This window comes from Citrobacter sp. EC_71 (assembly GCF_019584005.1).
GTDB lineage: Bacteria > Pseudomonadota > Gammaproteobacteria > Enterobacterales > Enterobacteriaceae > Citrobacter > Citrobacter werkmanii.
The window spans coordinates 40,388-56,899 of the sequence record NZ_VDAY01000022.1; the positions used below are offsets into that span (position 1 = coordinate 40,388).

Sequence of the window (16,512 nt, forward strand, 5' to 3'; positions counted from 1 at the left end):
TTCAGACAAAATAAGAAAAAATTCTTATCTATATACAAAATGTTATTAGTGAAAGGGGGGAGAACAGGAGTGATGTGCGCGAACGTTCAGAAACGCTACGTGATTACCCTCATGACCTGTACCATACGTCAATAAAGTTAATGGCTGGGGATAAGCATGCTGCGCGATAATTTTAACGATCTTTATTATCTCATTATCGTCGCCCGCGAGCGGAGTTTTACGCGGGCTGCGGCAAAGCTCGGGGTCTCGCAGTCAGCGTTAAGCCATGCGATACGTGGACTCGAAGAGCGGCTGGATGTCCGACTCCTGACCCGTACCACGCGCAGCGTCGCGCCGACTGAAGCCGGAGAACGGCTCATCAACAGTATCAGTCCGCGTTTTGATGACATTGAAACGGAGCTGCTGGCATTAACCGACATCCGTCAGCGGGTGGCGGGTAACATTCGCCTTACCTTGGGTGAACATGCGTTGCAATCGACCGTCTGGCCCGCGCTGGCGCCTTTTTTGCAGGCTTATCCTGAAGTGAAAGTGGAAATGACCCTCGACAACAGCCTGACGGATATTGTGGCTGGCCGTTATGACGCGGGTATTCGTCTCGGCGAGCAGGTGGCAAAAGATATGGTTGCTGTCAGAATTGGTCCGGACTGGCGCATGGTGGTGGTCGGTTCACCCGCTTATTTTGCCCGCCATGGTAAACCACTCACCCCACACGATCTGCAAAACCATAACTGCATCAACATGCGCATGCCGACGTTGGGCGGGCTGTATGCCTGGGAATTTAGCAAAGGCGGACAAGATTTGCGCGTGCGGGTTGAAGGGCAGCTTATTTTTAACAATCTCCCCCCGCGGATTAGCGCAGCGATTGCCGGGATGGGGCTGGCATTTGTGCCGGAAGACACTGTCGAACAGGCGGTGGCTGACGGTGCGCTGGAAAAAGTGCTGGAGGACTGGTGCGAACCCTTCCAGGGCTATTATATGTACTACCCCAGCCGCAGGCAGCACACCGCCGCCTTTGCCAAATTGATTGAGGCTTTACGGTATACGGGCTGAAACGGAAAGGGGTAACAGGCGATAAAAAAACCGGCATTGCGCCGGTTCGGAAATCAGATTTTGCAGGCGTCGCCGCAGTCATTATCAGCAATAATTTCCTGCGCTTTCTTATCAGCATCTTCCAGACGTTCAGCATTACGCTCTTGCGCTTCTTCCAGTCCATCAAAGACCAGATTATCGAGATCAATTTCCATCATTCACCTGCTCAGGTTCAACGTTTAACATCACACTATTATATTGCAAAAATGTTGCTTAACAGCAGCGATTATTGCTACTTAGCCCCGAACTTAAATCAGATGCGCATGTTTTTCCGCCAGCGTAGCCCACTGTTGGCGGCTGCGAAGATCCATTGGTCATAAATACTGCTAAATGCCAGCGCTTTCTACCGTTTTGCTCTCACTTTTTCATTAACGTGACATGCGATCATTTTTAACAACTATGCGACAAAATCGCTATACATATAACTTAATATCTTTTATACATTAATTGTTCAACCCTGCGACTATTCCACAAAAGAGAAAGATATATGGAACAGACACCTGATAAGAAAAACGATAATTTTCAGAAAGATGGCAAAGAACAGTTCAATCGCTCAATCGGTTTAATTTCTAATTTCGCGTTGGGGTTTACCTACCTTTCGCCGCTCACTGCCGTCTATTCGCTGTTTGCGCTGGCCGTAACGCTGGCGGGGCCGCCCGCAGTATGGTGGATTTTAATCGTCGCATGTGGCCAGCTTTTAGTGGCGTTGGTGTTTGGTGAGGTCGCTTCCCAGTATCCGATAACCGGTGGACTGTATCCCTGGGCGAGAAGATTATGGGGCAAGAAATATGCCTGGATCGCCGCCTGGATTTACCTGTGGGCGCTGGTGGTCACCATTACGTCAATTGCGGAATATACCTCGACGTTTGTTGAGTCGCTGTTCCACTATGGCCAAACGCCTGCCACCATGTTGCTGACATCTGTCCTGCTACTGCTGTTGATGATGGCTGTTAATATGTCCGGGACCAAAAACCTGGCCAGGGTCGCCAAAATTGGCTTCTGGTGTGAAATTGTCAGCGTGATTGCGCTGGGAATTTATCTGTTGATCTTTCATCGTTCGCAGCCTTTCTCCGTCATTTTTGACTCGATGGGCGTGCTGGCTCAGGACGGAAGCTACTCCACCGCATTTATGTCTGCCGCGCTGATGGGGCTGTTTATGTTCTTTGGCTTTGAAGCCTGCGGTAACGTAGCGGAAGAGGTGCAGAACCCGAGCAAAAAGATCCCGGTCGCGATGATTTTAAGCATCGTATTTGGTGCGATTTCCGCCATCATTTCCGTGATGGGTTATCTGCTGGCTTCACCGAATCTGGTCAGTATCGTGAATGGTAAAACGTCCGATCCAATCCCCGCCATTCTCAATGAAGCCTTGGGGGAAACAGGCGCAACTATCTTTATCATCGTCGCGATTGTGGCGATGTTATCGTGCATTTTGTCTCTACAGGCTGCGTTAAGTCGTCTCATTTTTTCTTTCTCCCGCGACAGAATGCTGCCGGGAAGTGAATGGATGTCCAAAATCTCGAAAAACGGCGTTCCGGATAATGCGATGGTCGTCAGTTGCCTACTGCCGGTGATCATCTGCGTTTGGGTCTATTTCCAGCCAGACAACCTGTCGCGTATTACCGCGTTTGCCGTAATCGGTATCTATATCTCGTTCCAGATGGTCGTGCTTGCTGCGTTACGTCAGCGTCTGAAGGGCTGGAAACCGGCCGGGGAGTGGACCATTGGCGGTTGGGGCGTGATTGTAAACGTACTGGCCTTAGCCTATGGATTATGTGGGATCTGGTTGCTGGCTCAACCGGCAGATAGCAGCGACTTCATTGACCGTTGGACAGTGCTGTTCGGACTGGCGATTGTCGTTGGGTCGGGGCTTATCTATATGTTCCTGACCCGACCGTTTGGGCGCTCTGCGGCGCCGGAAAATGATGCTATTGCTTACGCCAATAAGCTCAATATGGGGCAGGATAACTAAAACAAGGGCCTTCGGGCCCTTAGTTTTGATAGTGATAAAGGATAAAGTAGTCGCTCTGATATACCACGGTGCTGTTGGCGGGTGACAGTAACTCCCCCACGCGAAAGCGAGGCCAACTGGAGAAGATAATCCTGTTTTCCAGATTGGTCAGTATGACGTAGTCAGGATGAGCGCAGGAGAGCAGTTCGGCTTCGATTTGGCTGACCAGCAGATCGACGGCGGCGACGCCGAGGAACTGATCGTTGTAGTAGACCGGCACTGCCGAAGTCAGGGTATAGGAGATATTGCAGATATAATCGACGTACGGGCCGTGGATATAAGCTTTCCCTGCCGGTGGCGAATGTTTAAACCACTCGAAGGTTCTGAAATCCAGTCGTTGTTGCGTGGCCTGATCCAAATCGAGGTGAGCCTGGCTCAAACCATTATCTTTCTTATACCACCACTCCAAAAGCCAATACTCTTTGGTGGTGGTAGTGCTCTCTATATGGCTGGCAAATCCGGCTCCAGAGCAGTAATGGTTGTCATTGAGCGTGCGCTTAATATGCTCTTGAACGGTGGATCTCACAGAGGGATCGAGGACAACCTCGGCTGAAGCTTTCTGTATTCCGGCAATCGCCTCATGGATGCTCCTCGCCAGCGCCACGGTAGAATCTACGGTAGAGACGGTAATATCATCAATTTTATGGATTAATGCGCTTAAGGATGTCGAAGAGCTCATTGTCTGTCCTGCCTTCACGGGTTGTCAGTTCGAGTTATATTTCAGCTTTTTTTCGATAAGGTAATAGGTAAAGGTGTCGATGATCCGCGTGGCAAGCTGTACTGATTCCGCCTCGTTGTGGGCGGCCAGCGCATCGGCCAGCGCTGAATAAAGCGCGATAATTTCGGCATGAATGCTGTCCGTGCGATAGAGGATCGCCACCAGCGATGCCCATTCAGCTTGCACCTGGAGCTCCTGGTTCGCCAGCCGTGCCGAATGTGAACTGGCGGCTATTGCCAGCAGGCATCGCATATCGGCCTGGGTCATCAGCTCAGGTGATTTTGCCTTTCTAAGCACCTCAACAAACTCGCGAAATTTGGCGATATCCGCGCCAGTCATTCGTCTGGAAGCAAGTCTTGCGCTATGGCTAATGATGGCGCAATGCATTTCCCCCAGATCCGAAAGATAATCGGTACTGATCGCTTTGAACGGATGCAGAGGGCTATTTTTGCCATCGATATTTTCGCAAACGAAGCTGCCACCATTACGACCACGAACAGTATGGATAAGATTATTAGCCCGAAGCGTGTTTAGCGCTTCTCTGATAGTGATATGTGAGACACCCATCATCTTTGCCAAATCAGTTTCGTTGGGAAGCTGTTCTTTCGGCTCCAACAATCCCGTGATAATAGCGTTTGAAAGGCGTTGCACTATCTGGTCTGAACGACTGACCTGCCCGATAGGCGCAAATATGACCGCGTGAGTAATCATAATCTTTTCTGCACTCAATTCCCTGAAACAACGACCCTTTCTAACACATGCCCGCTGGGCAAGGAAGGTAAGAATGGCCGCGTTATTTTACATGCCCATGCGCAAAATCTGCCGCACAGACGGATGTGTGTTCCGATAACCTCTGGAGCCGCGCGCGCCGCGTCAGCTACCAGTGGCAAGCTTTACCCTGAATAATGTAAAAAATAAGTTAAAAATGCGAGGCTTATCATAGTGTCAATGTTGCGTATTTGAAAAGTTTTTACAATATATATATTACATAAGATTCTTTATGTATTAATGAGCGGGAGACAGGCATGAAAACCCTGAAGCATTTTATTAATGGGCAATATGTAGCAGGCGGCAGCGAAGAGACCTTCGAACTGGTGAGTCCGGTTGACGGTGAAACGTACGCATTATCTCCTAATGCCAGCGCGGCAGAGGTGGAGCAGGCCTACTCTGCAGCTGAAGCGGCGTTTAGCATCTGGAGAAAATCGACACCGGCCCAGCGACAAATAGCGTTATTGCGCCTTGCGGACGAAATAGAACGCAATGTGGAGCGACTGGTCAATGCCCAAAGCCAGGAGACCGGTCAGCTTCGCCATTTTATTGAGAAGGAAGAGATCGCGGCATCCTGCGATGCCATCCGTTTTTTTGCCGGGGCTGCACGTTGTCTTGAAGGCAAGGCAGCAGGCGAATATTCCGCTGGATATACCTCGACTATTCGCCGGGAACCGCTGGGCATTGTCGGGCAAGTTACGCCGTGGAATTACCCGTTTATGATGGCGGTATGGAAGATTGCGCCGGCACTGGCTGCAGGTAACACGGTAGTGTTAAAGCCAAGCGACACCACGCCGGTCAGTACGCTGCTGTTGGCGGAACTGGCGGCGCCCTTGTTCCCGAGAGGGGCATTTAACGTGGTTTTAGGCAAAGCCAGTACCGGTTCTCTGGTGGTCTCAAACCCGAAAGCCTCACTGGTTTCGATTACCGGTTCGGTCCGTGCAGGTCTGCAGGTTGCGGCCTCGGCAGCGGCGAACCTGACCCGGGCGCATCTGGAATTAGGTGGGAAGGCGCCCGCGGTGGTATTTGCCGATGCGGATATGGACAAGGCGATTGCGACGATTGTCACGGCTGGCTTTTTCAATGCCGGGCAGGACTGCACGGCGGCCACGCGTATTCTGGTCGAACAGTCCGTCTACGCTGAATTCCTGGGAAAACTGGTACAGAAAACAAAGAGTATTAAATTTGGGCCGCCAGAAGATCAGGATGCATTGTATGGCGCATTGAATAGCCGGAATCAACTCGAGCAAGTGAAAGGCTTTATTGAGCGTTTACCGGCACATGCAAAAATTGAGACCGGCGGGCGCGCCGGATCTGGTCCAGGCTTCTATTTTGAGCCGACGATCGTCTCCGGCCTACATCAGCACGATGAAGCTATCCAGCATGAAGTATTTGGTCCAGTGATGACTATTCAGTCGTTTTCTGGCGATGAAGACGCATTACTTAAGGCCAATGACGTGGAATATGGGCTGGCGGCGAGCGTCTGGACCAGCAATCACAGCCGTGCCCAGCGCTTCAGCATTGACCTTGATTTTGGCACGGTATGGATTAACAGCCATATTCCCCTGTGCGCCGAAATGCCACACGGCGGCTTCAAAAAATCGGGTTATGGCAAAGATCTCTCATCCTATTCGCTCGAAGAATACACTCGGGTGAAACATATCATGTGCGACATTTCTGAATAGAGAGGGTGGTGATGAAAACATTAAAAGTGGCGGTGCTTTCATTGGTGATGCTCTCGGGCTATAGCCTGGCAGAAAGTCCCTCGCTGAATACCGTGAAAGAGTATATGGCGGCGTGGAATGCGCATGATGCTTCGCGAGCGGCTCAATATCTTGCAGATGATGCAGTCTATTATGATGCCGCCGCGGGAGAACCGATTAGCGGCAGGGAAAAAGCAGAAACAGAGGTGATTGGCGCCTTTATTAAGGCGGTCCCGGATCTGACCTGGAAAATGATCGGTAAACCTGTTTATGACGAGGATACCGTGGCTTTTCGTTGGCAATTTTCAGGTAAAAATAGTGGTGAATGGGCAGGGAGCCCACCGACAAATAATCTGATAAGATTTGAAGGTGTTAGCTATATTCATGTTAAAGCAGGAAAAATCACCTGGCAGGGTGATTATTATGATTCTAAGAAACTGGATGAAGAATTAAAGCCAGTGAAATAGATGGCGATCCCCTTTTTGCTGAGAAGGGGATGCCTCTTATTTGTGTCGTGTTAAGGGCAGTGTAGCAATAAGGAAAAAGTTAATGGCAATTACCAGACGTGATTTTCTCAACGGCGTCGCGGTGACCGTTGCAGCGGGGCTTACCCCGCTGGAATGGGTCAGGGCGGCAGGGAAGGAAAACGCATTTATAGATGGAAGTTATTATCCGCCTGCGCTTACGGGGCTGCGGGGCAATCATCCGGGATCGTTTGAAATGGCGCATGCCGTGGGCCGTGAGCATAAACATTTTGATTTAAACGCTCTGCCTATTGAGGAAGAGTACGATCTGGTGATTGTGGGCGGCGGTATCAGTGGCCTGGCTGCCGGTTGTTTTTGGCGTCAACTTGCCGGGCAAAATAGCCGGATTCTGATCCTCGATAATCATGACGATTTTGGAGGGCATGCCAAACGGAACGAGTTTACCAGCTCGGGCAAGAAACTACTCGGCTATGGCGGCAGCGAAGCATTCCAGTCGCCGGCGCATAATTTCAGTCCCGAAGTGCAAAAGCTGATGGAAACCGTGGGTGTCAGCGTCACGCGGTTGAAAGAGAGTTTTGACGTAAACTTCTATCCCGACTGGCAGCTCAGTCGCGGCGTTTTCTTCGATAAAAAGAATTTTGGCGAAACAAAAATCGTCAGCGGCGATCCGGGACGGGCGGTATCTGATGATATTCCGCCGGACAGACTGAATGGACGCAAGATCGAAGACTTTATCAATGATTTTCCGCTAAGCGAGAACGACAGAAAAGCGTTAATCGATCTGCATGTACGTCCTGCGGACTACCTTCCGGGTATGACGATTGATGAGAAAACTGAATGGCTGGATACTCACAGCTACAGTGAGTTTCTGGCGACAAAAGTCGGTTTGAGCAAAATGGCGCTGCTCTATTTTCAGCAGCGTTCTAACGACTTCTTTGCCATTGGCATTGAAGGGATTTCCTGTAGCGATGCCCGGGCGTGCGCCTTACCGGGTATGGAAGCGCTGGGATTACCCCCGCTGGATGGAGAGTCGCTGGCCGACCTCGAAGAGCCGTATGTTTACCATTTTCCGGATGGAAATGCCGGTCTGGCCCGACTGCTGGTCAGGTATATGCTACCGGATGCGCTGCCGGGCACCACCATGGAGGACTCGGTCCTCGCCAGACTGCATTATGAAAAACTGGACCTGCCGGAAAACACCACGCGTCTGCGCCTGAACAGCACGGTGATTAACGCCGCCAACGTGCCGGATGGCGTTGTTGTCAGCTATCTGCGCGACGGTAAAATGCATCGCGTTCGTGGTAAGAACACCATTATGGCGGGTTATAACATGCTGATTCCGTATCTGGTGCCAGAGATGCCGGAACAGCAGCAGGCGGATCTCAAACTTAACGTGAAAGCGCCGCTGGTATACACCAACGTGGTGGTTAAAAACTGGCAGGCATTTAAACAGCTTGGCGTGCATGAATTTTACTCTCCGGCAGCACCTTACAGCCGGGTTAAGCTCGACTATCCGGTCAGCATTGGCGGGTATCAACACCCAGCCTCACCGGACGATCCGATGGTGATTCATATGGTCTACGTCCCCACGTATCCTGGCAGTAACCTCTCGGCCAGAGAGCAGTTCCGGCTGGGGCGGGCCTATTTGCTGGGAACGACATTTGCGGCGCATGAAGAGATGATTCGCGCCCAGTTGCAGGAGATGTTTGGCGCAACAGGCTTTGATAATCAACGCGATATTGCCGCCATTACGGTTAACCGCTGGGCGCATGGCTATGCCTATTACCCTAACTCGTTGTTCGACGACATGGACAAAATGCCCGAGATTATCGAGCGGGCGCGCAAGCCAGTTGGTCGTATTGCCATTGCTAACTCCGATTCTGACTGGGGGGCTTATGCTCATACGGCGATCGATCAGGCATGGCGAGCGGTTAATGAACTCAAGGAGATGGGGTGATCTATGCGTAATGTAACCGTTCTTGCTGCCTGTTTATTTACCGCCACGGTTTCTGCGGCTGAAACTCATGGCGAATACATCGCGAGGATTTCTGACTGCGTAGCCTGTCACACGACGGAAGGTGGCGCGGCGATGGCAGGGGGTAAAAAGTTTCCCACTCCGCTTGGGGATATTTATTCGACCAATATTACGCCAGATAAGACACAGGGGATTGGTAGCTACGCATACGAGGATTTTGAAAAGGCGGTACGTCAGGGGATTGCCAAAGATGGTCATCCGCTCTATCCGGCCATGCCTTATCCCTCTTACGCGAAGCTTTCTGACGAGGATGTTCAGGCGCTGTACCGCTATTTTATGCATGACGTCACGCCGTCGGCACAACCCAATAAAGAGAATGCCATTCCGTGGCTACTCTCCGCCCGCTGGCCGCTGCATATCTGGAACTGGTTGTTTACCGACGCGCCAGAGACGGCTGTTGCGAGCGCGAAAACGGATGAAAACGCGGTCCTGCTAAAACGAGGCGCTTATCTGGTGGAAGGCCCGGGCCACTGCGGTTCATGCCATACACCGAGAGGTGTGGCGATGAACGAAAAAGCGTACACCAATGCGGATCCCGAGTATCTGAGCGGCGCGATGATCGACGGCTGGTATGCGCCGTCGCTGCGGGGCACCGGAATGTCGGAGTTGGAGTTAAAATCGCTGTTGCTGACCGGTAAAAGTAAACATGCCGCGGTTTCTGGTTCGATGGCTGAAGTCGTTACGCAAAGTACACAGTATCTGACGGACGAAGATGCCACGGCGATCGCACAATATCTGCTGAGACTGAAAAGTACGAAGCCTGAAGCGGGGCGTACCGCAGCGACTACGACATCCTGGTCGAATTCAGCCGAGGCGGGCAAAGTGACCTATAACCGCTACTGCTCAACGTGTCACGGTCTGGAAGGCAAAGGTACGGATGATAATGCACCTTCGTTGATCCGCAATCCGCTGGTGATGGTGGATGACCCGACGCCACTGTACAGAGTGATTGCCTATGGCGCAGAAACCCCGACAACGCGGGGCAGCGTCTCCTTTAAGATGCCAGCCTACGGCGGCATGTTAACCGACAGCGAAATGCGTGACGTAATTAACTACGTGCGTAAAAGTTGGGGGGAAGGGAATGGTGAAGTAAGCCAGGAGGATCTGGCTGGCGTTAAAAAAGCGTCACATTAAACAGCATGCCGGATAAGGTGCGAGCACCGCTATCCGGCAGTGCTTATACGGCGTTTTCCCTGATAATCGTCGCGAGTCGGGTAAACGCCGCCGCCATTTCATGTTCTTCAATACTGGCAAACCCCAACAGCAGGCCGCTGCATTTCTCTTCATTCACGTAGTAACGAGACAGCGGACGCACCAGCAGATCTTGCGCATTCGCTTGCCGGGCTATGGCGACGTCATCACTTCCGGCGGGTAGCTGTAAAATCATATGCAGCCCGGCGTTGCTGCTGAAGGAGCCAAGATATTGCTCACCAAGTTGGCGGGTAATAAGTTCCACCAGCATCTGGCGACGACGACTGTACAGCTGGCGCATTTTTCGAATATGCGCCGCGTAGTATCCCTCGCGGATAAACTCCGCCAGCGCGGCCTGAATCAATAAATGTCCGCCGCGATAGAGGTCGTTATGAACCTTTTTTAGCGGCGCGGCTAGCGGTTTGGGCAGTACCACATACCCGAGTCGCAGTGCGGGATAAAGGGTCTTGCTGAATGTTCCGATGTAGATAACCGGCGTCTCTTCCTCCAGTCCCTGTAATGACGGAATAGGCTGCCCGGAAAAGCGAAACTCGCTATCGTAATCATCTTCTATTATCCAGCTTCGCGTTTCGCGGGCGCGCAAGAGAAGCTGTTGCCGACGGCTCAGACTCATTACCGAACCGAGCGGATACTGATGTGACGGTGTCACAAAAATCAGTTTCGGTGCGGGTTCTGTTGGGCCTGGCGGAATCATACCTTGCTCATCAACCGGGATTGCCGAAAAGTTTACCGCGTTGATGCGTAGAATGTTTTTTATCCCCCAATAGCCTGGCTCTTCAATCCAGGCACTGTCACCCGGATTGCACAACGCACGCGTTACCAGATCCAACGCCTGGTGAATACCTTCAGTAATCAGAATTTGATCAGGCGAACAACGTACACCCCGGGCGGTGCGCAGATAGTCTGCCAGCGCTTCTTTCAATTCACTCACCCCGCCTGCGGCATCGTAAGTGAGAAACGCCGGGCGCAGTCGCCTTGCCAGCCGATCCTGGATTTTTTTGAGCACCCGGTGAGGAAAATGCTGAACATCAGGCACGCCAGGAATAAAGGCTCCCCATTGCCGGGGACTGGCGCTGGCATGCCCCAGCAGTTCAAGGCAGCGGACAGATAAGCGGGTGTGATCCTCAAGCGCAACAGCCACTGGCTCTTTGTTGGGGCGGAGGTCGAGATTGTCGAGCACGCTGTCGCTAACGAATGTGCCGCTGCTGGTGCGCGCAGAGATATAGCCTTCGGCCTGCAACTGCTCGTAAACCCGCAAGACGGTATTTCGCGATAACGTCAGTTCGCCCGCCAGATCCCGCGAGGGAGGCATGCGGGTAGCCGGTTTCAGGCTGCCCTCAAGGATGCAACTACAGATGGCGGCATACAGGCGACGATGTAATTTTTCATCTGTCCGCTGGCTAAATGCTTGCTTGATCACATCTCCGGCAAGTGAACGCATTTGGATCCTTAAAATAAAACGATTTGGCTCTCGATTAAAGTACCAGATGGCGTCTAAATTTAAAGGGTAATTCAACTGAAATGTATTTATGGACAAGGTGTAGAGAATGAACAATAAAAACCTGCAACAACGTCGTCTGGATGCCACCCCGCGTGGCGTGGGTGTCATGTGTGATTTTTACGCCCAGTCGGCAGAAAACAGCACGATTACCGATATTGAGGGCAATCAGTATATTGATTTTGCCGCCGGGATTGCCGTGCTGAACACCGGGCACCGTCATCCTCGTCTGGTGCAGGCAGTCGAAGCGCAACTGCAGGCTTTTACCCACACGGCTTATCAGATTGTACCGTACGAAAGCTATGTGTCTCTGGCTGAGAAAATCAACGCCGTTGCGCCGATTGACGGTAAACGCAAAACCACATTCTTTACTACCGGCGCAGAAGCCGTGGAAAATGCGGTGAAAATCGCCCGCGCGCATACCGGTCGTCCCGGTGTTATCGCTTTTGGCGGCGGTTTTCATGGACGGACTTACATGACGATGGCGCTGACCGGCAAAGTAGCGCCTTATAAAAAAGGGTTCGGCCCGTTCCCTGGTTCCGTTTACCATGCGCCATATCCTTCTGAGTTGCAGGGTATCTCCACGGCGGATTCGCTAAAAGCGATTGAACGCCTGTTTAAAGCCGACATCGATCCAACCCAGGTTGCGGCGATTATCTTCGAACCGGTCCAGGGCGAAGGGGGCTTCGTGGTGGCGCCATCGGAGTTTGTTGCCGGGATCCGCCGTATCTGTGATGAGCATGGCATCGTGATGATTGCCGATGAGGTGCAAAGCGGTTTTGCGCGTACGGGGAAACTGTTTGCGATGGATCACTACGCCGACAAAGCGGACCTGATGACGATGGCGAAAAGCCTGGCGGGTGGGATGCCGTTGTCTGGGGTGGTAGGCAAAGCAGACATTATGGATGCGCCTGCGCCGGGTGGGTTGGGTGGTACTTACGCCGGCAACCCGTTGTCGATTGCGGCGGCTCATGCGGTACTGGATATTATTCGTGATGAGCAGTTGTGCCAACGGGCAGCGGCTCTCGGTGAACAACTGCGCGCCACCCTGACTGACGCGCAAGGATGGTGTCCTGAACTGGCCGAAGTGCGCGGCTTAGGTTCAATGGTTGCTGCTGAATTTTGTGATGCAGCGACGGGCGAGCCCAGCGCTGCCGTCGCGCAACGCGTGCAGAAGAAAGCCCTTGAGCAGGGATTGCTGCTGTTAACCTGTGGCCAGTACGGTAACGTTATTCGTTTCCTTTACCCGCTGACAATTCCGCAGGATCAGTTTGCGAAAGCGCTCGATATCATTAAAGCTGCGACGAAATAGTTTAGCCACTCAGTATCAACAAAAGCCGACGGTGGTCATTGCCGTCGGCTTTATTTTTGCCCACAAAAATTGATCTTCCTCGTGTGTAGCGCGGTAATTATCGCTAATGGGTTGCCAGTTATATCGTTATATAATTTAATATACATCGTTTTTATTCCTCATCCAGATGGTACCTCATGTTAACTCTCCGTTCTTTTGTGCTGGTTTGCGCCAGCTTCCTGGTGGCGTTCTCTGCGCAGGCCGAGCGTACGATTACCGATCAGCTTGGTCGTCAGATCACGATTCCAGACCATGTCGACAAAGTGGTTGTGCTGCAACACCAGACGCTGAATATTCTGGTGCAACTCAACGCCCAGCAAGACATTGTTGGTGTAATGTCGAGCTGGAAAAAACAGCTCGGACCTGAATTCGCGCGTTTTATGCCGAAGATAACGACATTGCCGACGCCGGGCGATCTCACCAGCGTGAATATCGAGAGCCTGCTGGCGATTCACCCACAGGTCGTCTTTGTTGCCAACTATGCGCCTGCGGAGATGATTCAGCAGATTCAGAACGCCGGTATTCCGGTGGTCGCTATCTCATTGCGTCAGGATGCTGATGGTCAGCAGAATAAAATGAATCCGACTATGGCCGATGAAGAGCAGGTCTACAACGAAGGGTTAAAGCAGGGAATTCGCCTGATTGCGGATGTTGTGGGGCGCAAAGCGCAGGCAGAAACGTTGATCGATTACGTTTTTGCGGCGCGGGCAAAGTTCAACGCGCCAGTTGCCAACATTCCTGATGCGAAAAAGGTGCGTATTTATATGGCTAACCCCGACCTGATGACTTACGGCTCCGGGAAGTATACGGGACTGATGATGCAGCATGCGGGGGGATTAAACGTGGCGGAGGCCAGTGTGAAAGGCGCCCGTCAGGTCGCGCTTGAGCAGGTATTAGCGTGGAATCCGCAAGTGATTTTTGTTCAGGACCGTTACCCGCAGGTGGTGACTGAGATCCAAAACGATCCCAACTGGCAGGGGATTGATGCGGTGAAAAATCATCGCATCTGGCTGATGCCGGAATACGCCAAAGCCTGGGGGTATCCGATGCCGGAAGCCTTGGCGATAGGTGAACTGTGGATGGCCAAAAAACTGTATCCGGACGCCTATAAAGACGTGGATGTCGATGCGCAGGCGCAAGACTACTATCAGCGTTTTTATCGTGTGAACTGGCAGTCTGATGCAGCTAAGTAACCGCACTTTACCCCAGCAGCCACTGCTAATGGCGGCGGTTTTGTTACTGGGCGTCAGCTCGCTGTGCCTCGGGCAATATCCACTGTCGTTAAGCGAGGTATTTTACCATCTGACGCACTATAGCGATGCCGAAGGGATTGCCAGCCAGATTGTCTGGACGGTGCGGTTACCACGAATTCTGATCGCGTTGCTGGCAGGGGGCGCGTTGGGTTTATGCGGCGCGACGCTGCAAGGGGTATTTCATAATCCACTGGTCGACCCGCATATTATCGGCGTGACGTCGGGGGCTGCCTTTGGCGGTACGCTGGCTATTCTGCTCGGCCTGTCGCCGTGGCTGATGATGGGCTCAACGTTTTTCTTCGGTCTGACGGCGCTGATTCTGGTGTATGCCATCGCTACATTGCAGGGGCTGGAGAATACGCTGGTGCTGATCCTGTCGGGTATTATTCTGAGCGGTTTCTTTGCCGCACTGGTGAGTCTGATTCAGTATCAGGCGGATACCGAAGAGACGTTACCGAACATTGTGTTCTGGCTGCTGGGGAGTTTTGCGACGGCCAACTGGCATAAAGTTCTGCTGTTGGCGATTCCGGTGGGTATCGCCGCGACGGTTTTGTATCAGTTACGCTGGCGGATAAATCTGCTATCGCTCAATGATAAAGATGCCAGAGCGCTGGGCGTGGCGGTGGTTCCTCTGCGACGCAGCGTGCTGGTGTGCTGCGCTTTTTTAGTCGCCGCTCAGGTGGCGGTAAGCGGCAGTATTGCCTGGGTCGGTCTGGTTATTCCGCATCTGGCACGTTTGCTGGTGGGTGTCGATCATCGTCGGTTGCTCCCTTGTGCCTTCTGGCTGGGGGGCGGTTTTATGATTGTGGTGGATGATATTGCGCGCACCCTGATGCCTGCGGAGATCCCGCTGGGGATCATCACTGCATTATTTGGCGCGCCGCTGTTTGCTCTTTTACTCATCCGCAACAGCCGTCGGAGGAAACAATGAAATCTGTCGCACTGCGCGTGAATCGGCTGACTTACGGGTATCGCGCACCGCTATTTGAGCCGCTTACGTTCAGTTGCCGGAAAGGTGAGGTCTGGGCGGTGCTGGGACGTAACGGTCTGGGTAAAAGTACGCTGCTCGATACGCTAACCGGCACGCTGCCTGCTTTGGGCGGCAGTATTGAGAATGCCGGTGGAATTGGGATTGTGGCGCAACATTGTCATCTGCCGTTTCCCTATACGGTCAGCGATGTAGTACTGATGGGGCGGGCACAACACGTGAAGTTATTTGCGCAGCCCAGCCAGCAGGATCAAAAAAGGGCAGCGCAGGCGCTGGAGCAACTTAATATCGCACATCTTGGCGCCTGCTCGTTTGGTTCACTCTCTGGCGGGCAACAACAGTTAGTGATGATAGCCAGGGCATTGGTCACGGAATGTCAGACGTTATTGCTTGATGAACCGTGTTCCGCACTGGATCTCGCTAATCAGCAGGTGGTGCTGCAGCTCATCAGCGATCTGGCTCGCCAACAAGGCTGCAGCGTGCTGTTTTCAACCCACGATCCGCAGCATGCGCTACAGATAGCCACGCATACGCTGCTGCTGCTTCCTGAAGGAAAATGGCGGGCAGGCCCGACGGACTGCATCGTGACGGAAGATAATCTGTCCCAGGCCTATGGATTACCGCTGCGAAAAGTGAACGTTGACCATTACCAGACGCCGTTTATTGCGCCGCTGTTTTCTATTCGTCGGTAAGTGATATAAAACCGGCGGCGATCAGAAATTCCTGACCGCCGTTGCCGAGTATAAACTCAACCAGCGCCAGCGCATCTTTGGAAGCCTCAAGCACCGCCAGCTGGTATTCACATTGAATGTTATATTCAGCCGGAATCGCGACATAACGAACGTCGGGGAGTGTGCGGAGCGTTTTTGCATAATGCGCGTAGCCGATAAACAGATCGGCCAGTCCCTGACGCAGGACCCAGGCGCTGGCTATTTCTCCCTGCGGTATATTTACGCTGTCGCGACCACCAACCAGGGGAATGGCCCTTTCGCGAAGGTGCTGCCCAAGGCCCGTCTCCAGCGCATCCATCTTGTCAAAAAATGCCCAGGTATAATCTCCGGAAGGGTCACAGCCGGGCGTAGAGGTACCAATTCGCAGGGTGGGGTTTCGCAGCAAATCCAGCCATTCACCGGTCCGGGTGGTAACCAGACCCAGTTGGTTCCAGCAAAAGGTATGCGTCGAGAGGGCTATATGCTCAGCCAGAAGGCGCTGCGGATGCTCCCGATTGGCCGAAGCAAACAGCGCACAGGGTTCACCTGCTTCAATCCGCTCGCGCAATAAACCGGCTGGACCATATTCCACCTTTACATCTATTCCACTGATGCGCGTGAAATGGGTTATCAGCGGAGTCAGTGCTGGACGTAAACTGCCGGCAGCAAGTAGAGCGGTGGAAGAAGACATCGT

The 16,512-nt window shown here is 52.6% G+C and carries 15 protein-coding genes; 10 read left to right on the top strand and 5 right to left on the bottom strand.

Translation table 11 applies throughout. The annotated features are described in order from the left end of the window. Nucleotides 1-156 precede the first annotated feature (156 nt). A complete protein-coding gene (locus FHD02_RS19805; protein WP_087856327.1) occupies nucleotides 157-1,050 on the top strand; it encodes a LysR family transcriptional regulator in 894 nt (297 codons plus the stop codon). A 53-nt stretch (nucleotides 1,051-1,103) separates the two neighbouring features. Here FHD02_RS19805 and FHD02_RS19810 read toward each other — a convergent pair whose 3' ends face one another. After that, nucleotides 1,104-1,244: a hypothetical protein gene (locus tag FHD02_RS19810; RefSeq protein WP_003832695.1), complete on the bottom strand. Its 141-nt coding sequence runs from the start codon at nucleotides 1,242-1,244 to the stop codon at nucleotides 1,104-1,106. Nucleotides 1,245-1,576: 332 nt separating this feature from the next. On the opposite strand from FHD02_RS19810, the gene FHD02_RS19815 reads away from it, so the two are divergent. Further along, complete coding sequence (locus FHD02_RS19815) at nucleotides 1,577-3,058, top strand: APC family permease (protein WP_042308718.1); 1,482 nt, start codon at nucleotides 1,577-1,579, stop codon at nucleotides 3,056-3,058. A 19-nt stretch (nucleotides 3,059-3,077) separates the two neighbouring features. On the opposite strand, the gene FHD02_RS19820 is transcribed toward FHD02_RS19815, so the two are convergent. Together FHD02_RS19820 and FHD02_RS19825 are read right to left on the bottom strand one after the other, a co-directional pair. After that, the gene (locus tag FHD02_RS19820; protein ID WP_137360064.1) at nucleotides 3,078-3,776 is read right to left on the bottom strand and encodes a cache domain-containing protein; all 699 of its coding nucleotides are present in this window, start codon (nucleotides 3,774-3,776) and stop codon (nucleotides 3,078-3,080) included. 24 nt (nucleotides 3,777-3,800) lie between these two features. After that, nucleotides 3,801-4,526: a FadR/GntR family transcriptional regulator gene (locus tag FHD02_RS19825; RefSeq protein WP_042308714.1), complete on the bottom strand. Its 726-nt coding sequence runs from the start codon at nucleotides 4,524-4,526 to the stop codon at nucleotides 3,801-3,803. Nucleotides 4,527-4,840: 314 nt separating this feature from the next. Here FHD02_RS19825 and FHD02_RS19830 point away from each other — a divergent pair, with 314 nt between their 5' ends. The 4 genes from FHD02_RS19830 to FHD02_RS19845 all read left to right on the top strand — a co-directional run bounded on the left by FHD02_RS19830 (nucleotide 4,841) and on the right by FHD02_RS19845 (nucleotide 9,940). Beyond that, nucleotides 4,841-6,268, top strand: a complete 1,428-nt coding sequence (locus FHD02_RS19830; protein WP_220394225.1) for a gamma-aminobutyraldehyde dehydrogenase — start codon at nucleotides 4,841-4,843, stop codon at nucleotides 6,266-6,268. 11 nt (nucleotides 6,269-6,279) lie between these two features. Continuing rightward, on the top strand, nucleotides 6,280-6,753 hold the full coding sequence (locus FHD02_RS19835; RefSeq protein WP_137360066.1) for an ester cyclase: 474 nt from the start codon (nucleotides 6,280-6,282) through the stop codon (nucleotides 6,751-6,753). Between the two features lie 82 nt (nucleotides 6,754-6,835). After that, complete coding sequence (locus FHD02_RS19840; protein WP_038640327.1) at nucleotides 6,836-8,728, top strand: FAD/NAD(P)-binding protein; 1,893 nt, start codon at nucleotides 6,836-6,838, stop codon at nucleotides 8,726-8,728. A 3-nt stretch (nucleotides 8,729-8,731) separates the two neighbouring features. Continuing rightward, nucleotides 8,732-9,940, top strand: a complete 1,209-nt coding sequence (locus FHD02_RS19845) for a cytochrome c (RefSeq protein ID WP_220394226.1) — start codon at nucleotides 8,732-8,734, stop codon at nucleotides 9,938-9,940. Between the two features lie 43 nt (nucleotides 9,941-9,983). On the opposite strand, the gene FHD02_RS19850 is transcribed toward FHD02_RS19845, so the two are convergent. After that, nucleotides 9,984-11,459, bottom strand: a complete 1,476-nt coding sequence (locus FHD02_RS19850; RefSeq protein ID WP_137360069.1) for a PLP-dependent aminotransferase family protein — start codon at nucleotides 11,457-11,459, stop codon at nucleotides 9,984-9,986. Nucleotides 11,460-11,565: 106 nt separating this feature from the next. On the opposite strand from FHD02_RS19850, the gene puuE reads away from it, so the two are divergent. The 4 genes from puuE to FHD02_RS19870 all read left to right on the top strand — a co-directional run bounded on the left by puuE (nucleotide 11,566) and on the right by FHD02_RS19870 (nucleotide 15,800). Continuing rightward, nucleotides 11,566-12,828, top strand: coding sequence for a 4-aminobutyrate transaminase (puuE, locus tag FHD02_RS19855; RefSeq protein WP_220394227.1), 1,263 nt, complete (start codon nucleotides 11,566-11,568; stop codon nucleotides 12,826-12,828). Between the two features lie 176 nt (nucleotides 12,829-13,004). Further along, nucleotides 13,005-14,060: an ABC transporter substrate-binding protein gene (locus FHD02_RS19860; protein ID WP_220394228.1), complete on the top strand. Its 1,056-nt coding sequence runs from the start codon at nucleotides 13,005-13,007 to the stop codon at nucleotides 14,058-14,060. Continuing rightward, nucleotides 14,047-15,051, top strand: coding sequence for an iron ABC transporter permease (locus tag FHD02_RS19865; protein ID WP_199979842.1), 1,005 nt, complete (start codon nucleotides 14,047-14,049; stop codon nucleotides 15,049-15,051). The genes FHD02_RS19860 and FHD02_RS19865 overlap by 14 nt, the downstream gene beginning before the upstream one ends. Next, entirely contained in the window at nucleotides 15,048-15,800 is a 753-nt protein-coding gene (locus tag FHD02_RS19870) for an ABC transporter ATP-binding protein (RefSeq protein WP_220394229.1), read from the top strand. Before FHD02_RS19865 ends, FHD02_RS19870 begins: the two co-directional genes overlap by 4 nt. Here the strand turns inward: FHD02_RS19870 and FHD02_RS19875 are convergent. Next, nucleotides 15,787-16,509 (bottom strand): substrate-binding domain-containing protein, encoded by a 723-nt coding sequence (locus FHD02_RS19875; protein WP_137360074.1) that lies wholly within the window; start codon nucleotides 16,507-16,509, stop codon nucleotides 15,787-15,789. The two genes, FHD02_RS19870 and FHD02_RS19875, sit on opposite strands and share 14 nt — an antisense overlap. Between the last annotated feature and the right edge of the window lie 3 nt (nucleotides 16,510-16,512).